Raw genomic sequence first — 15037 nt, 5'->3', positions numbered from 1 at the left:
CGCGGTCACGACGCCTCCCCGGGCGGGGCCGCGGGCTCCACCACGGCGAGGACCTGGTCCATCGCCACGGTGCTCCCCGGCCGCACGTCCACCCCGGTGACGGTGCCGGCGTGCGGGGCGGACACCACGTGCTCCATCTTCATCGCCTCCACCACCAGCAGGCTCTGCCCCGCCTCCACCACGTCCCCGACCGCCACCTTCACCACCGTCACCGTGCCCGGCATCGGGGCGGTCAGCGAGTCGGCGCCCGCCCGCTCCGCCCCGGTGAGCGCCGCCGCCACCGGGTCGTGGTCGCGCACCTGCCAGGCGTCCCCGTCACGGCCCAACCACTCGCCGGCCCGGTCGAAGGAGTGCCGCACCCCGTCCAGGGTGACGTCGACCCGGTCGACCTCGACCCGGGCCGTGCCGCGCGGCCGGTGCAGCACCGGTTCGCACCCGGGCACCCGCAGCGCGAAGGCCGGTACCAGCGGCTCACCGCCGAGCCGCCACCCGCTGGGCTCCGCGAACGGGTCCCGCCAGCCGTCCGCCCGCTCGGCCGGGGCCAGGGCCGCCCGCCGCACCGCGGCCGCCGCCTCGTACACCTCCTCCGGCACCCCGTCCGGCACCAGGGCGTCCACCTCCCGCTCCACCAACCCGGTGTCCAACTCGCCCGCCACCACCGCCGGATGGGCCAGCAGCCGCCGCAGGAACCCGGCGTTGGTGGGCACCCCCAGGGTGACCGTCCCGGCGAGCGCCGCCCGCAGTCGGCGCAGCGCGCCCGCCCGGTCCGGCCCGTAGGCGATCACCTTGGAGAGCATCGGGTCGTACCGGCTGCCGACCTCGGTGCCCTCGCTCAGCCCCGAGTCGGTGCGCACCCCCTCGCCGTCCGGCTCCCGCAGCAACAGCACCGTGCCGCCGGACGGCAGGAACCCGCGGGCGCCCTCCCGCACCGACACCGTCTCCGCGCAGATCCGGGCCTCCACCGCGTGCCCCGTCAGACCGACGTCCTGCTGTGCGAACGGCAGCGGCTGACCGGCGGCCACCCGCACCTGCCACTCCACCAGGTCGATGCCGCGCCGCCCGCCGACCGTGGTGACCAGCTCCGTCACCGGGTGCTCCACCTGGAGCCGGGTGTTCATCTCCATGAACGAGAACCGGCCCGGGTCGGCCCCCGGCACGATGAACTCCACCGTCCCCGCACCCCGGTAGCCGCAGGACCGGGCCGCCCGCACGGCCGCCTCGCCCATCGCCGCCCGGGTCGCCGGGTCCAGCAGCACGCTGGGCGCCTCCTCGATCAGCTTCTGGTGCCGCCGTTGCAGGGAGCACTCGCGTTCCCCCAGGTGGACGACGTTGCCGTGGGCGTCGGCCAGCACCTGGATCTCGATGTGCCGCGGCCGGTCGATCCACCGCTCCACCAACAGGGTGTCGTCCCCGAAGGAGGCCCGGGCCTCCCGCCGGGCGGCGGCGATCTCCTCCGGCAGCGCCGCCGGGTCCACCACCCGCCGCATGCCCTTGCCGCCGCCGCCCGCCGAGGGCTTCAACAGCACCGGCATCCCGATCTCCCGGGCGGCGGCGACCAGTTCGGCGTCGTCCAATCCCGCACCCGAGGAACCCGGCACCACCGGCACCCCGGCCGCGGCCACCGTCTCCTTGGCGCGGATCTTGTCGCCCATCAGGGCGATCGCCTCCGCGGACGGGCCGATGAAGACCAGCCCCGCCTCGGCGCAGGCCCGGGCGAACGCGGCGTTCTCGGCGAGGAACCCGTACCCCGGGTGGACCGCCTGGGCGCCGGTGCGCCGGGCCGCGTCGAGCACCCGCTCGATCGACAGGTAGCTCTCCGCGGCCGGGGCCGGGCCGAGCCGGACCGCGGTGTCGGCCTCCCGCACGTGGCGGGCGTCGGCGTCGGCGTCGCTGTGCACCGCGACCGAACGGATGCCCAGGGCGCGCAGGGTACGGATCACCCGGACGGCGATCTCGCCCCGGTTCGCCACCAGCACGGTGTCGAACAGCGCCCCGCCGGCGCCGGGCGGGGGAGTGGGGGTGCGTGGTGCGTCGCTCATCGGGGCCTCACATCCGGAAGACGCCGAAGCCGTCGCCGCGGGGCGGCAGCGGGGCGTTGGCGCAGGCGGTCAGGGCCAGGCCGAGGACCTGACGGGTCTCCAGGGGGTCGATGATCCCGTCGTCCCACAGCCGGGCGGTGGCGTAGTAGGCGTTGCCCTGCGTCTCGTACTGGGCGCGGATCGGCGCCTTGAACGCCTCCTCGTCCTCGGCCGTCCACGGTTCGCCGCGGGCCGCCGACCGGTCGCGCCTGACCGTGGCCAGGACGGCGGCGGCCTGCTCGCCGCCCATCACGGAGATCTTGGCGCCGGGCCACATCCACAGGAACCGCGGCCCGTAGGCCCGGCCGCACATCGAGTAGTTGCCGGCCCCGTAGGAACCGCCGATGACCACCGTCAGCTTGGGCACCCGGGTGCAGGCCACCGCGGTCACCATCTTCGCGCCGTGCTTGGCGATGCCGCCCGCCTCGTAGGCGCGGCCCACCATGAAGCCGGAGACGTTCTGGAGGAACAGCAGCGGAATCCCGCGCTGGTCGCACAGCTCGATGAAGTGGGCGCCCTTCTGGGCGGACTCGGAGAACAGGATGCCGTTGTTGGCGACGATTCCCACCGGGTGCCCGTGCAGCCGGGCGAAGCCCGTCACCAGGGTCTGCCCGAACTCCGCCTTGAACTCCGCGAACCGCGAACCGTCCACCAGCCGGGCGATCACCTCCCGCACGTCGTAGGGGGTGCGCGGGTCGACCGGCACCACCCCGTACAGCTCCTGCGGGTCGGCCTTCGGCTCCTCGACCGGTGCCGTGGCCCACGGGCGCGCCGTGCGGGGAGGCAGGGTGGACACGATGGTGCGGACGATCCGCAGCGCGTGCGCGTCGTCCTCGGCGAGGTGGTCGGTCACCCCGGAGACCCGGGAGTGCACCTCCCCGCCGCCCAGCTCCTCGGCGCTGACCTCCTCGCCGGTCGCGGCCTTCACCAGCGGCGGGCCGCCCAGGAAGATGGTGCCCTGCCCGCGCACGATCACCGCCTCGTCGCTCATCGCCGGCACGTACGCCCCGCCCGCGGTGCAGGACCCGAGCACCGCGGCGATCTGCGGGATGCCCGCGCCCGACATCCGGGCCTGGTGGTAGAAGATCCGCCCGAAGTGGTCCCGGTCCGGGAACACCTCGTCCTGCATCGGCAGGAACGCGCCCCCGGAGTCCACCAGGTACAGGCACGGCAGCCGGTTCTCCAGCGCCACCTCCTGGGCGCGCAGGTGCTTCTTCACCGTCATCGGGTAGTAGGTGCCGCCCTTGACCGTGGCGTCGTTGGCGACGATCACGCACTCCCGCCCCGACACCCGGCCGATGCCCGCGACCACGCCCGCCGCGGGGGCCGCCCCGTCGTACAGGCCCTCCGCGGCCAGCGGCGCCAGCTCCAGGAACGGGGAGCCCGGGTCCAGCAGGGCGTCCACCCGGTCCCGGGGCAGCAGCTTGCCGCGCGCGGTGTGCCGGGCCCTGGCCCGCTCGCCCCCGCCCAGCCGGGCGCGGGCCAGCCGGCTCCGCAGCTCCTCGCCCAGCGCGTGGTGGGCCGCCCCGTTGGCCTGGAACGCCTCCGCTGCGGGGTCGGCCGCGGTCGCCAGTACCGGTGCCTCCTGCATGGTGTCGAGCCCCCTTGCCCGTGCCACTCGGTTAATGAGCGTTAACGTCGACGCCTTCAGGTTAACGAGCGCTAACCCGCCTGTCTAGAATCGACGTCATGGCCACCAGAACCGACGCCTCCACCCGCCGCGAGCAGATCCTGAAGGAGGCCGCGCGCCTCTTCGCCGAGCGCGGGTTCCACGGGGTGGGCGTGGACGAGATAGGGGCCGCCGTCGGGATCAGCGGCCCCGGCCTGTACCGGCACTTCGCCGGCAAGGACGCGATGCTCGCCGAACTCCTCGTCGGCATCAGCGGCCAGCTGCTCACCGGCGCCCGGCGGCGCGTCGAGGAGTCCGTCGGCGACCCCGCCGGCCTGCTGGACTCCCTCATCGAGGGCCACATCGACTTCGCCCTCGACGACCGGCCCCTGATCGTCCTCCACGACCGCGAGCTGGACCGCCTGCGCGACAGCGACCGCAAGCTGGTCCGCCAGCTCCAGCGCCAGTACCTCGAACTGTGGGTGGACGCCCTGCGGGCCCGCTACGCCGACCTCCCCGAGCCGGAGGCCCGCGCCGCCGTCCACGCCGTCTTCGGCCTCCTCAACTCCACCCCCCACCTCAGCCGCCCCGACGCCCTCCCCACCCGCGCCGAAGCCGCGGAACTCCTGCACCGCCTCGCCCGCGGCGCCTTCTCGGCAGTGGGCGCGGGGGTCCTCGGGCGGTAGGGGGGCGCGTATGCCGTCCGGACCGGGCGGGCGGTTTCTCTCCGCGACTGCACCCGTTCGTACGGTGAGGCGAGTGGCGGGTGCGTGCGGCTGCCTGCCCCCGTGGCCGTCGTCGACGACCGGGTGGCCGTTGAGGCCGTGCGAGGGCGGGGCGTCACTTGCGCCGGACCCTCGGGCTGCTGTGCGACGCGATCCGGGCGGGTCTCCTCACGGTGCCGTTGGTCTCCGCGCTCGCTGACGACCTGCTCAGCACGGCGTCCGGCCTGCCCTTCAAGCCGGGTGGTTTCGCTGAGTGGTGTGACCGGGAAGGGCTCATTCCCAGTGTGTAGGCCGCGGTCGCTGCGCACGCCAGTGAGGTGGGCGAGCCATCCGCAGTCCGCCTCGTCGTCGGGCTCGCCGGAGCGGCCAGGTCCGGCCGTGCTCGGAGGCCGTGGAGTTCGCTCTCCCAGGGCTGAACAGCGGCTCGGCGCGGTAGCTCCGGTCGCAGTGGGCGAGGATCCACTGTGCGGCCCGGTACGGGGCGTCCGCCTCGTTCAGCACCTCTCCCTTCCCATCTACTGAGGTTGAACTCGTGGTGTCGTAGGGGCTGACGGCTGGCCATCAGCTGCGGTACCACCGGGGACATGCGGTATCCACAAGGGGGCGGGCTGACTGCCGAATGGCAGCAGTTCCGCGAGGGGTTAGGACTCCGGGCCGCGGAACGGTTCGCCCTGGGTGAGGCAAGCGCGGCGATCGCCGAAGACCTGCGGGTCAGCGTCCGGTCGGTGCAGCGGTGGCGGCAGACGTGGAACGAGGGCGGTCCGCGGGCTCTGGAGTCGCAAGGGCCGGCGTCGCTTCCGAGGCTGAGCCAGGAGCAGTTCACGTAGCTGGAGGCCGAGCTGGCCAAGGGACCGGCCGCGCATGGCTGGGAGGACCAGCGGTGGACGTTGGCGCGGGTCAAGACGGTGATCGGCCGGCGCTTCCACCTGACCTACACGGTTCAAGGCGTTCGGAAGCTGCTGGTACGCAACGGCTGGTCCTGCCAGGTCCCAGTCCGACGCGCGGTGGAGCGGGACGACGAGACGGTGGCCGGGTGGGCCCGGGAGGTGTGGCCTTGCGCGGAAGGCTCGCGGCGGCCCGTGGAGCCTGGATCGTCTTCGAGGACGAAGCCGGATTCTCCATGACGCCGCCGCAGGCGAAGACCTGGTCCCAGCGCGGCAGGACCCCGGTGGTGAGAGTCCGCGGCCGTTCCCGCAGACGGATATCCATCGCTGCGCTGACCTGCTACAAACCCGGTCAACGGTCTCGGCTGATCTACCGGCCGCGCCGGGATGACGGTCAGCGCGACGGACGCAAGAGCTTCTCCTGGCGCGACTACCGGGACCTGCTGATCGCCGCGCATCAGCAGGTCGGCGGCCCGGTCGTGCTCGTCTGGGACAACCTCAACGTCCACAAAGCCTCCGGCCTGCGGGAATGGGCGGCAGCCCAGGACTGGCTGACCATCCGCTACCTGCCGCCCTACGCACCCGACCTCAACCCCGTCGAAGGGATCTGGTCCCTTCTGCGACGCGGCTGGCTCTCCAACGTCGCCTTCAGCACTCCCGAACACCTCGTCCAGCGCATACGACGCGGTCTACGGCACATCCAGTACCGCAGCCATCTCATAGACGGGTGCCTCGCCGAGACCGGTCTGACCATCAGACCCGCCTGATCAGCAGCACGACATCACGAGTTCAACCTCAGCAATCGGAGCACGTTGCCGTAGATCGTCGAGGATTCAATGATCTATCAGAACGGGAAGACCGCCATATCGCAGCGAGGGTCGACACGAGGTGGTTGGTCAAGGTGGCGCGCCGGACTTCTCATGATTCTTGATTTTCGACCGCATGGAGTGAGTTTTTGGCGCGTATTCCCCTGGGTGAAACGCTGCTGGTGTGTTTGGGTGGTTGGCGCAAAGGGTCATCCGGTGCGGATCTCATGTCTGGGGGAAAGATGGCGCGTGTGAGGGTTGCCGCAGTTGTTCGCCACTGCTTCGATACTGCTCCTGAGCGGATTCTCCGCATCAACTCATGCTGCCCCGCCACATCTCAATACAACTGTCAAGTGCAAGCAGAAGGACCCTGACGGGAGGGTCATACCTACCCGGATCGGCAATAATGAACTGGGATGGAATCACTTTGCCCTGCGTCATAACATTAAGAAGTGCGCGGTCGTCAACGCCGCGCTCTCAGGCAACGTCGATGTTGTCGACGGTGCCAACATTCAATACTTTGGCTGGGCATGGCGAACTGATGGGCGTCGAATCCAGATCGTAGTCAAGGCTAGGTATGCGCAAGCGACGGACGACGGTCGATTCAAAGTCGCAAGAGGCGAGAAGATCGGCGTGATCACTGCGTACTGCAAGGGCGTGCGCAAGTGTCCAGAATGGGTTAATCAGTGAGTATGGGAAACGGCGGTAGATCTCCTGCGGATACTGACCCCGGCGAGGTCGAGGAGCTCGGAGAGCTACAGGTCGCCATCGCCGAACTCCTTTTGCGTCACGTCTGGGCTCCCCTGGTCGGCGACCAGCACGTGCGGGGCGTGCTCCCGGCACCCGACGGCGCGGAGGCGGTCCGGGTCGTCGTCGGTCCCCGTCGAGGTTCCCGCCACCCCGTGGCCTACGAGGTCCCTCTCCGTGCGGAGGACGGAGACCTGCGTACCACCTACAGCGTCGTCGCCCTGCTCCGAGCCCAACTCGCCGTGGTGGGATCCCTTCGCACGGTCGGAACGGTCATGGGCATGCCTCTCGCCCGCGTCGACCCGGAAGCCGTTGGCGAAGCACCGTTCACGAAGGACGACTGGGCCGAGACCCTGTTGTCGACACTCGCCCGCCCGAGACGTGAAGGTCGTTCCCGCGTACGCCTCCGCGGATACCTGTTCAGGGCTCCGGAACGACTCCGGCTCTATCTGGACAGCTCGGGTGTCGTTGGAGTGATCGCCGCCGACGTTCGTCCCGGCGGTGCGCTGACGGCGCTGCTGGCCATGCTGTCGCCCTTCGACGAAGAGGAGTGGCGCAGGGACGAAGGTGCCGATGACCCTCACGCTACGAGGGTTTTCGACTACACCGATCTGTAAGTGGGTCAACGACTCGTGCCGATCAAGGTCGGCTTGTTGGCCCGTGGCGGGATGTGCGTCGCCTGGGCAGGACGGGCCGGCGACGGGCGGGTGGGCTACCGGCAAGGAGCGCGAGGACGGCTCGGCTCTCCGTCGCCTTCGTTTCGGTCGTCAGGAACCCACATCGCTCGGGGCGGCCCGGAGCCCGTGGGTCGTGGTCGGCGGCCGTGCTCAGGGGCCGTGGAGTTCGGTCTCCCAGGGCTGGAACGGCGGCTCGACGCGGTAGCTCGGGTCGCAGTGGGCGCGGATCCACTGTGCGGCGCGGTACTGGGCGTCCGCCTCGTTCAGCACCTCGCCCTCCTCGTCGACCCGAAGCACGTTGCAGTAGATCGCGAAGACCTGCTCCAGGGGCGAGCCGAACTGGACGAGGGCCGGACGGTAGTCGATGCCGTCGAGGAGGTCGACGTCGACGGTGCCGTTCGCCAGGTAGAAGGCGAACAGCCGGAGCGAGGCGCGCACGTCGACGGGGAGGTGTTCCACCGGCCCATCATGCCGGGTTCCGTGTCGGTCGAACCCGGGTCCGGCCCTGGACGGTCATGTGACCGGCGGGTAGCGTACGGGGCTGAGCGGGCGCTTAGCACCTGCTGCGCGACGAGCACCCCCCGGCCCGCCCGTACGGCGGACGCGCGTGCCACCCGGATCACGGCGGCACCGGCGAAGTCGTGGAGACGGTCGTCGCGAAGGATGCTGGGCTCTGAGAGGGTCGGAACATGCCTGAAGCACTCCAGTCGCTCCTCGACCTGCTGGACCTGGAACGGATCGAGGAGAACATCTTCCGCGGACGGTCCCACGCCTCCGTGGTGCCGCGGGTCTTCGGCGGCCAGGTGGCCGCGCAGGCCCTGGTCGCGGCGGGGCGCACGGCGCCCGCCGACCGCCCGGCGCACTCCCTGCACGCCTACTTCCTGCGCCCCGGCGACCCGGGCGCGCCCATCGTCTACTCCGTGGACCGCATCCGCGACGGCCGGTCCTTCACCACCCGCCGGGTGGTCGCCGTCCAACACGGACAGCCCATCTTCCACCTCTCGGCTTCGTTCCAGGTGCACGAGGAGGGCCTGGAGCACCAGGCGCCGGTGCCCCCCTCCGTCGATCCGGAGACCCTGCCGACCGCAGCCGAGACCCTGGACCGGTACGCCGACGTGCTGCTGCCGGGCGTCCCCGACCGGCTGGCCGAGGCCCGGCGCGCCATCGACCTGCGGTACGTCGACGAGCCGCCGTTCGCCTCGCCCGGCCGGCCGCGCGAGGCGCGCTCCCAGGTGTGGTTCCGGGCAGTCGGCAAGCTGGTCGACGATCCGCTGCTGCACGTCTGCCTGGTCACCTACGTCTCCGACATGACCCTGCTCGACTCGGTGCTGTTGGCGCACGGGCGGGGCGGTTGGGCGGTCGGGGACGTGGTGGGCGCCTCGCTGGACCACGCGATGTGGTTCCACCGTCCGTTCCGCGCCGACGAGTGGCTGTTGTACGACCAGGAGTCGCCCTCCGCCTCCGGCGGGCGCGGGCTGGGGCAGGGCCGCATCTACACCCGGGACGGACGGTTGGCGGTCACCGTCATCCAGGAGGGTGTCGTCCGGGTGCCCCGGTAGTCCGCGGCCGTCCCGGTGCCCGCCGGCTCCCGGGGGACACCGGCACCGCTACCCCGCGGCCTCCGGGTCGGGCGAGGCGGTGAGGGTCCAACGGCCGATCTCCCGGTACCCGGAGTCGTACACCGCTTCGCCCGAGCCGGGTGTCAGCGGGTAGTGGTGGAGGTTGCCGGCCCAGTAGCGCAGCGCCCGGGACAGTTCCTTCACCGCCTCCTCGGCCGGGGCGTCGTCGGGGACGTGCACGTCGAGGACGAACCTCATGGCGGTACCTCTTCCGGTGGTCTCGGTGGTGGCCTGTGGCGGGGCCTGCCGCGGGTTCCCGGTGCGGGCGCCGACGGAACGATCCGGGTCGGCGCCGGTCCCGTCGACGCCGGGCGTCCGGCATGCGGACCCCCGCCGCACGGGGCCGTGCTTCCTGCCTCCATCGTTCCACTGAACCTCCCGGTGAGGTTCGGGCCGCCTCCCGGCCCGGAAACACGGGCGGAGGCGGGGGCCGGGTCTCAACCCGGGGTGCGGCGCGCGGCTCCCGCGGCCGTGGTGGGCGCACGGGCTGGTGGATCTCCGCCCGGCCGGGGGACCCCGGCGGCACAATGGGCGGTATGCCGATACCCGGGACACCCAGCCGCGCCGAGCTCGTCGACCATCTGATCCGTACGCGCATCGCGGGCGAGGTGGCCACCCCCCGCGAGAACAACCTCGACCACTACCGCAGGCTCGCCAACGGGGACCGCCACTACTGGTTCGGCCTGGAGCTGGGTGACCGGTGGACCGACGAGCAGGACGTGCTGGCCGTGATGGCGGAACGGTGCGGGGTGAACGACGACCCGCAGCACCGGCAGGGCCAGGACACCATCGACCCGGAGTTGACCGTCGACGGCCTGGACCGGATGGCCGCCCGGTTGCGCAAGGCCGCCGCCGGGCGGGAGCGGGTGCTGGTCGCCACCGGCCACCCGGGCGCCCTGTTGGACGTGCACCGGGCCACCGCCGAGGCGCTGCGCGCGGCGGGCTGCGACGTCGTCGTCATCCCGGACGGGCTCCTCGCCGACGAGGGCGTCGTCTTCCAGCTCGCGGACGTGGCGATGCAGGCGGGCGGCGCCTCGCTGTGGCACACCCACTCGCCCCAGCCGCTGAACGCGGTGCTCGACGGCTTGGCACAGCTGGGGCAGGCCCCGCCCGACCTGGTCGTCGCCGACCACGGGTGGGCGGGCCGGGCCGGTCAGCGCGGCATCGACTCGGTCGGGTACGCCGACTGCAACGACCCGGCGTTGTTCATCGCGGAGGCGGAGGGCACCGTCCAGGTGGCGGTGCCCCTGGACGACCACGTCCGCAGCCCCCGCTACTACGACCCGATGGTGGCCTACCTGTTGGCCGCTGCGGGGCTCACCGCCGCCCGCTGACCCGCGGCCCGGCCGGCTCAGGGCCTGCGGTCGCGGGAGGGGCCGGGCGTGGGGTCCAGGTACACCCGGCTGATCACCGGGAACCGTCCGCGCAGCCGCCGCTCGGCCTGCTCGCACGCCTGCTCGACCTCGGCGGCGGTGGAGACGTCCCGGAAGTCGACCTTGGCCGCCACCAGCGCCTCGCGCGGTCCCAGCAGTCGGGTGGTCAGCTCCAGCACCCCGTCCACGTGCGGATCGGCCAGCAGCAGCGCCCGGATCTCCCGCCGCACCGGGGCGGGCAGCGGTCGGCCGATCAGCAGCTCGGCGTTGGAGCGGCCCAACTCCCAGGCCACCCAGAGCAGCAGGGCGCCGATGCAGAGCGAGGCGGTGCCGTCCCACGCCCCCGAGCCGGTGAGTTGCCCGCCGAGCAGTCCGCCGGCCGCGAGCAACAGCCCGACCAGGGCCGCGGTGTCCTCCAGGACGACCGCCTTGACCGCGGTGTCGGGGGTGCGCCGCAGGTAGCGGCGGAGCGGGAGGCCGTAGCCGCGCGCCTCCCGGCGGGCCTGGCGCACTCCGGTCCGCAGCGAGTAGCCCTCCAGCAGGAAGGCGACGCCGAGCACCAGGTAGGAGAGCAGCGGGTCGCCGGGTTCCTCGCCGTGGGTGAGGGTGTGCACCCCGTCGTACACGGCGAACACCGCCCCGCCGACGAAGGTGGCGACGGCGGCGAGCAGCGCCCAGATGTAGCGTTCGGCGCCGTGGCCCACCGGGTGGTCCTCGTCCGCGGGTTTCTCGCCGCGCTTCAGGGCGGTCAGCAGCAGGAGTTCGGTGACGGTGTCGGCGACCGAGTGGGCGGCCTCGGACAGCATCGCGCTGGAGCCGCTGGTGAGCCCCGCGACGGCCTTCGCCACCGCGATCCCGAGGTTGGCCGCGGCGGCCACCAGCACCGTCGCAACGCTCTCGCCGCCGTCACCGGTGCCGGTCGCAGCCTCCGACCCTTCGTCCCTTTCCTTCATGGATGCGCAGTATGCCGGAGTGGGTGGGGTGGGGGCCGGTGGTGGCACCCGGCCCCGTCGCGTGGTGCGCGGATGCGCCGGGCGCGTCCGCCCGGCGCATCGAGGTCAGCCGAACCGTACGGGCAGCTCGTCGATGCCGCGCAGCAGGACGGAGGCGCGCCAGCGGACCGCGTCCGGCGGCACGGCCAGCCGGAACTCGGGCCGCCTGGCGAGCAGTTCGGTCAGGGCGATGACCCCTTCGGCGCGGGCGAGCGGCGCCCCGGGACAGTGGTGGACGCCGTGCCCGAACCCGAGGTGGTTCGGACGTTCCCGGCCGAGGGCGAAGCGTTCCGCGTGCGGGCACCCGCGCGGGTCCTGCCCGGCGGCACCGAGCGAGATGACGACGGCCTCGCCGCGGGCGACGGCCGTGTCGCCGATCCGGGTGTCCCCGGCCGCGTACCGGAAGGCCGCGGCCCGGGCGGGGGAGTGGAAGCGCAGCGTCTCCTCGACGACCCCGCCCAGCAGCGAGGGGTCGGCCCGCACCGAGGCCAGCAGCGGCGGCTGGCAGAGCAGCGTGTACAGGGCGCCGGAGATCAGGTTCATGGTGGTCTCGTGGCCGGCCACCACCAGCAGGAAGCACATGCCGATCAACTCCTCGGGCGACAGGGGGTCCTCGTCGTCCGGGGCGGCGAGCAGGCTCAGCAGGTCGTCCTCCGGGAGCCGTCGCTTGCGGGCCAGCAGTTCGCCGAAGTATCCGGCCATCGCCGCGGAGGAGGCCCGGCCGACCTCGTCGGAGTCGGGGGTGATGAGGTCGCGGGACCAGGCGCGCATCGTCGGACGGTCCTGTTCGGGCACCCCCAGCAGTTCGCAGATCACCGTGATCGGGAGGGGGACGGCGAACGCGTCGACCAGGTCGGCGGTGCCCGACCGGGGCAGTGCGTCGACCAGTTCCGCGGTGATCTGCCGGATGCGGGGGCGTAACGCGGTCACCCGGGCCTGGGTGAAGTGCCGGGTGACCCGGGCGCGGAGCCGGGTGTGCTCGGGCGGATCGGTCTGGAGCATGTTGCGCCCCGGCCCGTAACTGCCGTCGTCCGACCAGCCGGCGGAGTGCCGCAGGTCGTTGCGGAGCAGCGGATCGGCGAGCGCGGCGCGGGCCTCCGCGCGGCCCACCACCAGCCAGACGTCCCCGAGGTCGAGCATGCGCACCCGGTGGACGGGGCCTTCCGCGTGGAGTCGCTGGTACAGGGCTTCCGGCTGCTGGTCGGGGTCGGTGCCCGGGGGCGCCAGGTCGTACAGGGTCGGGGTGACGGGCGATGACATGCGGTCCCTCCGGTGGTTCCGGGAGCGGTGCGCTTCGATACGGGAACATCATGAAAAATGATGATTGGTCGCCGTTCGCATGCGCATGCTATTCCCGCTCGCCCCTCCCGTCACCGGAGAGTTCCCGCCGTTCTTCGGCCGTCGCGCCGAAGCTTCCGGCGGCGGCCGTCCGCCCGGCGGGGGACGGAGTGCGGTAGCCGCGGAGGGGGGCGTTGGTCGCGGCGACCACGGCGACCGCCACGGCTGCCGACAGCCCGCCGAAGACCAGGGCGAACGGGACGGAGGTGGCCGAGGCCAGCAGGCCGCCGCGGAAGTTGCCGAGCTCGGGACCCGCCACCCCGATGACGTGCTCCACCGAGGTGACCCGTCCCCGGTACGCGTCCGGGGTCTCCAACTGGACCAGGGCGCCCCGGGTGACGACGGACGCGGTGTCGGCAGCGCCCGCCACGGCCAGGCACCCCAGCGCCAGCCACAGCGGCCCCGCGAGTCCGAAACCGGCCAGTGCCAGGCCCCAGATGCCGGCGGCGACCAACTGCACCAGGCCGGCGCGACGCCAACGGGTCACCGTGCCGGAGAACAGGCCGGCCGTGATCCCGCCGACCGCGACGGCGGAGAGGAACAGGCCGAGGGTTTGCGGATTTCCCCCGAAGCGGGCCTCGTTGACCAGTGGGAAGAGCGCGACGGGCATGGCGAGCAAAGTTGCCGACAGATCGGTTGCCATCGAGCCCCAGAGCTTCGGCCGGCGCAGCACGATCCGCCAACCCCCGCGCCGCGGCCGGCGCTTGCCGCCGGCCGGGTCGACGCCCTGGGGGCGCATGGAGGGCAGCCGGAGCACTGTGAGCATGGCGACCGTCGTGGCCACGGCCTGGACGGCGTACGCGGCGGGCAGGTCCCAACGGGCGATGATCAGCCCGGCCACGGCGGGCCCGGCCAGCATGGCCGTCTGGAAGGAGATGCTGGCCAGGGCGAGGCCGGAGGCGATCTGGTCGCTCGGCAGCAGCCGGACCGGGTAGGCACGCCGGGCGGGCGCACCGAGCGCGTTGCAACTCGCCCCCGCGGCGACCAGGGCGAGCAGCAGCACCACGTTCCGGTTGCCGGCCAGGGCCTGGGCGAACAGCCCCACGGCAGAAAGCAGTTGGCCCGCGGCGGTGGCCCGCACCAGCGCGCGGCGGTCGACGGCGTCGGCGAGGGTGCCGCCGAGCAGCCCGAACAGCACCATCGGCACCCCGGTGGCCAAGCCGATGGCGCCGGTGCCCACCGGGCTGCCGGTCAGCTCCCAGACCTGGGTCAGCACCGCCACGTTGGCTATCTGCACGCCGAGTTGGGCGACCGATATGCCGATCCACAGGTCCCGGTAGGTGGGGCTGTGGCGCAGCGGCCGGGTGTCGAGGAACCGGCCGCGGACCCGCCCCCTCATCGCGTCGGTTCGACGAGGTGGTGGAGGATCCGCTCCCGCATCGGCCGTCGCTCCAGCGCCCGCCGCACCTCCTCGACCACGGTGGTCATCGCGTACGGCACCTCCCGGTCCAGTTCGGCGACCGTCGCATGGGTGGCCCGCCACTCCGCCTCCAGGAACGGCACCATCGACCGGCCCCGCTCGGTCAGGTCGATCCGCCGGGTGCGCGCGTCGGGCCCCGGCTCCGAGGTGACGAGCCCCTCCTTGCGCATGGCGGCGACGGTCTGGCTGATCGCCGAGTGCGAACGGTCCAGGGACTCGGCGAGTTCCCGGATGGTCAGCGGCCCGGTGTGGGCGAGCCGGATCAGCGGATAGGCGAACCGGGGGCGCACCCCCTGGATGCCGTGCTCGACGTAGACCTTCTCGATCTCGGCGTCCATCGCCGACAGGAGCGCGTACAGGGAGTACCAGGGGTCACGGTGCACCGTGGGATCCGGAGATGTCACAGCGCTAATATAACAGTGCTGTGACATTTGGGGAGGGGTGCGGAGGCGCGAACCGGCCGGGAAGCGCGCCGACTCCCGCACGGCCGCCCGGGGGTGCCGGCATCCCCGGGGGCGCGTGCGCCCCTGCCCCGGCACCGGCCACCCGGTCCCCCGGGCGCGACACGCGCCGGCGTACGCCACACTGAACCGTCGACCCGGGCGCCGCCCCGGACCCGGCACCCCCGCGGCCCGGCATCCCCGGCCCGCACCCCCGCGGCCCCGGGGGCACCCCCGAGGCCGCACCCCCGCGGTCCGGGACCCCGGACCGCACCGCAAGCCACGAGCGCCAGGCGACGGCCCGGGCCCGGGACACCCCCGGCCCCGGC

General features: G+C 72.8%; 12 protein-coding genes and 1 pseudogene. 5 read left to right on the top strand and 8 right to left on the bottom strand.

What is annotated here, in order from left to right; all coding sequences use genetic code 11:
• Window positions 1–5: 5 nt before the first annotated feature.
• Window positions 6–2039 (bottom strand): acetyl/propionyl/methylcrotonyl-CoA carboxylase subunit alpha, encoded by a 2034-nt coding sequence (locus ACSMX9_RS08340; RefSeq protein WP_445401238.1) that lies wholly within the window; start codon window positions 2037–2039, stop codon window positions 6–8.
• 7 nt (window positions 2040–2046) lie between these two features.
• On the bottom strand, window positions 2047–3669 hold the full coding sequence (locus ACSMX9_RS08335; protein ID WP_445401236.1) for a carboxyl transferase domain-containing protein: 1623 nt from the start codon (window positions 3667–3669) through the stop codon (window positions 2047–2049).
• Window positions 3670–3767: 98 nt separating this feature from the next.
• Between ACSMX9_RS08335 and ACSMX9_RS08330 the strand changes: the two genes are divergently transcribed.
• The 3 genes and pseudogenes from ACSMX9_RS08330 to ACSMX9_RS08320 all read left to right on the top strand — a co-directional run bounded on the left by ACSMX9_RS08330 (window position 3768) and on the right by ACSMX9_RS08320 (window position 7466).
• Window positions 3768–4373: an SACE_7040 family transcriptional regulator gene (locus tag ACSMX9_RS08330; RefSeq protein WP_445401234.1), complete on the top strand. Its 606-nt coding sequence runs from the start codon at window positions 3768–3770 to the stop codon at window positions 4371–4373.
• A 623-nt stretch (window positions 4374–4996) separates the two neighbouring features.
• Window positions 4997–6063 (top strand): annotated as a pseudogene (locus ACSMX9_RS08325) (IS630 family transposase).
• Between the two features lie 725 nt (window positions 6064–6788).
• Complete coding sequence (locus ACSMX9_RS08320; RefSeq protein WP_445401232.1) at window positions 6789–7466, top strand: hypothetical protein; 678 nt, start codon at window positions 6789–6791, stop codon at window positions 7464–7466.
• Window positions 7467–7676: 210 nt separating this feature from the next.
• On the opposite strand, the gene ACSMX9_RS08315 is transcribed toward ACSMX9_RS08320, so the two are convergent.
• A complete protein-coding gene (locus tag ACSMX9_RS08315; RefSeq protein WP_445401230.1) occupies window positions 7677–7985 on the bottom strand; it encodes a DUF7677 family protein in 309 nt (102 codons plus the stop codon).
• 230 nt (window positions 7986–8215) lie between these two features.
• Here ACSMX9_RS08315 and ACSMX9_RS08310 point away from each other — a divergent pair, with 230 nt between their 5' ends.
• Complete coding sequence (locus ACSMX9_RS08310; RefSeq protein WP_445401228.1) at window positions 8216–9085, top strand: acyl-CoA thioesterase; 870 nt, start codon at window positions 8216–8218, stop codon at window positions 9083–9085.
• Between the two features lie 48 nt (window positions 9086–9133).
• Here the strand turns inward: ACSMX9_RS08310 and ACSMX9_RS08305 are convergent, their stop codons facing one another.
• On the bottom strand, window positions 9134–9343 hold the full coding sequence (locus tag ACSMX9_RS08305) for a hypothetical protein (protein WP_445401226.1): 210 nt from the start codon (window positions 9341–9343) through the stop codon (window positions 9134–9136).
• Between the two features lie 338 nt (window positions 9344–9681).
• Between ACSMX9_RS08305 and ACSMX9_RS08300 the strand changes: the two genes are divergently transcribed.
• Complete coding sequence (locus ACSMX9_RS08300; protein WP_445401224.1) at window positions 9682–10479, top strand: phosphatase; 798 nt, start codon at window positions 9682–9684, stop codon at window positions 10477–10479.
• A gap of 17 nt (window positions 10480–10496) precedes the next feature.
• On the opposite strand, the gene ACSMX9_RS08295 is transcribed toward ACSMX9_RS08300, so the two are convergent.
• The 4 genes from ACSMX9_RS08295 to ACSMX9_RS08280 form a co-directional block, all read right to left on the bottom strand.
• The gene (locus ACSMX9_RS08295; protein WP_445401222.1) at window positions 10497–11471 is read right to left on the bottom strand and encodes a cation diffusion facilitator family transporter; all 975 of its coding nucleotides are present in this window, start codon (window positions 11469–11471) and stop codon (window positions 10497–10499) included.
• 105 nt (window positions 11472–11576) lie between these two features.
• Complete coding sequence (locus ACSMX9_RS08290) at window positions 11577–12770, bottom strand: cytochrome P450 family protein (protein ID WP_445401220.1); 1194 nt, start codon at window positions 12768–12770, stop codon at window positions 11577–11579.
• An 88-nt stretch (window positions 12771–12858) separates the two neighbouring features.
• Entirely contained in the window at window positions 12859–14187 is a 1329-nt protein-coding gene (locus ACSMX9_RS08285) for an MFS transporter (RefSeq protein ID WP_445401218.1), read from the bottom strand.
• The gene (locus ACSMX9_RS08280) at window positions 14184–14672 is read right to left on the bottom strand and encodes a MarR family winged helix-turn-helix transcriptional regulator (RefSeq protein ID WP_445401216.1); all 489 of its coding nucleotides are present in this window, start codon (window positions 14670–14672) and stop codon (window positions 14184–14186) included. Before ACSMX9_RS08280 ends, ACSMX9_RS08285 begins: the two co-directional genes overlap by 4 nt.
• Window positions 14673–15037: the final 365 nt, after the last annotated feature.

This window comes from Streptomyces sp. LE64 (genome assembly GCF_052606915.1).
Note: the sequence above shows the minus strand (reverse complement) of the source record. Positions and strands in the feature narration are given on the sequence as shown.

Excerpts from the sequence above, each read along its gene's own strand:
- ACSMX9_RS08340 (WP_445401238.1), bottom strand. The coding sequence starts at position 2,039 with ATGAGCGACGCACCACGCACCCCCACTCCCCCGCCCGGCGCCGGCGGG.
- ACSMX9_RS08335 (WP_445401236.1), bottom strand. The coding sequence starts at position 3,669 with ATGCAGGAGGCACCGGTACTGGCGACCGCGGCCGACCCCGCAGCGGAG.
- ACSMX9_RS08330 (WP_445401234.1), top strand. The coding sequence starts at position 3,768 with ATGGCCACCAGAACCGACGCCTCCACCCGCCGCGAGCAGATCCTGAAG.
- ACSMX9_RS08310 (WP_445401228.1), top strand. The coding sequence starts at position 8,216 with ATGCCTGAAGCACTCCAGTCGCTCCTCGACCTGCTGGACCTGGAACGG.
- ACSMX9_RS08305 (WP_445401226.1), bottom strand. The coding sequence starts at position 9,343 with ATGAGGTTCGTCCTCGACGTGCACGTCCCCGACGACGCCCCGGCCGAG.
- ACSMX9_RS08300 (WP_445401224.1), top strand. The coding sequence starts at position 9,682 with ATGCCGATACCCGGGACACCCAGCCGCGCCGAGCTCGTCGACCATCTG.
- ACSMX9_RS08295 (WP_445401222.1), bottom strand. The coding sequence starts at position 11,471 with ATGAAGGAAAGGGACGAAGGGTCGGAGGCTGCGACCGGCACCGGTGAC.
- ACSMX9_RS08290 (WP_445401220.1), bottom strand. The coding sequence starts at position 12,770 with ATGTCATCGCCCGTCACCCCGACCCTGTACGACCTGGCGCCCCCGGGC.
- ACSMX9_RS08285 (WP_445401218.1), bottom strand. The coding sequence starts at position 14,187 with ATGAGGGGGCGGGTCCGCGGCCGGTTCCTCGACACCCGGCCGCTGCGC.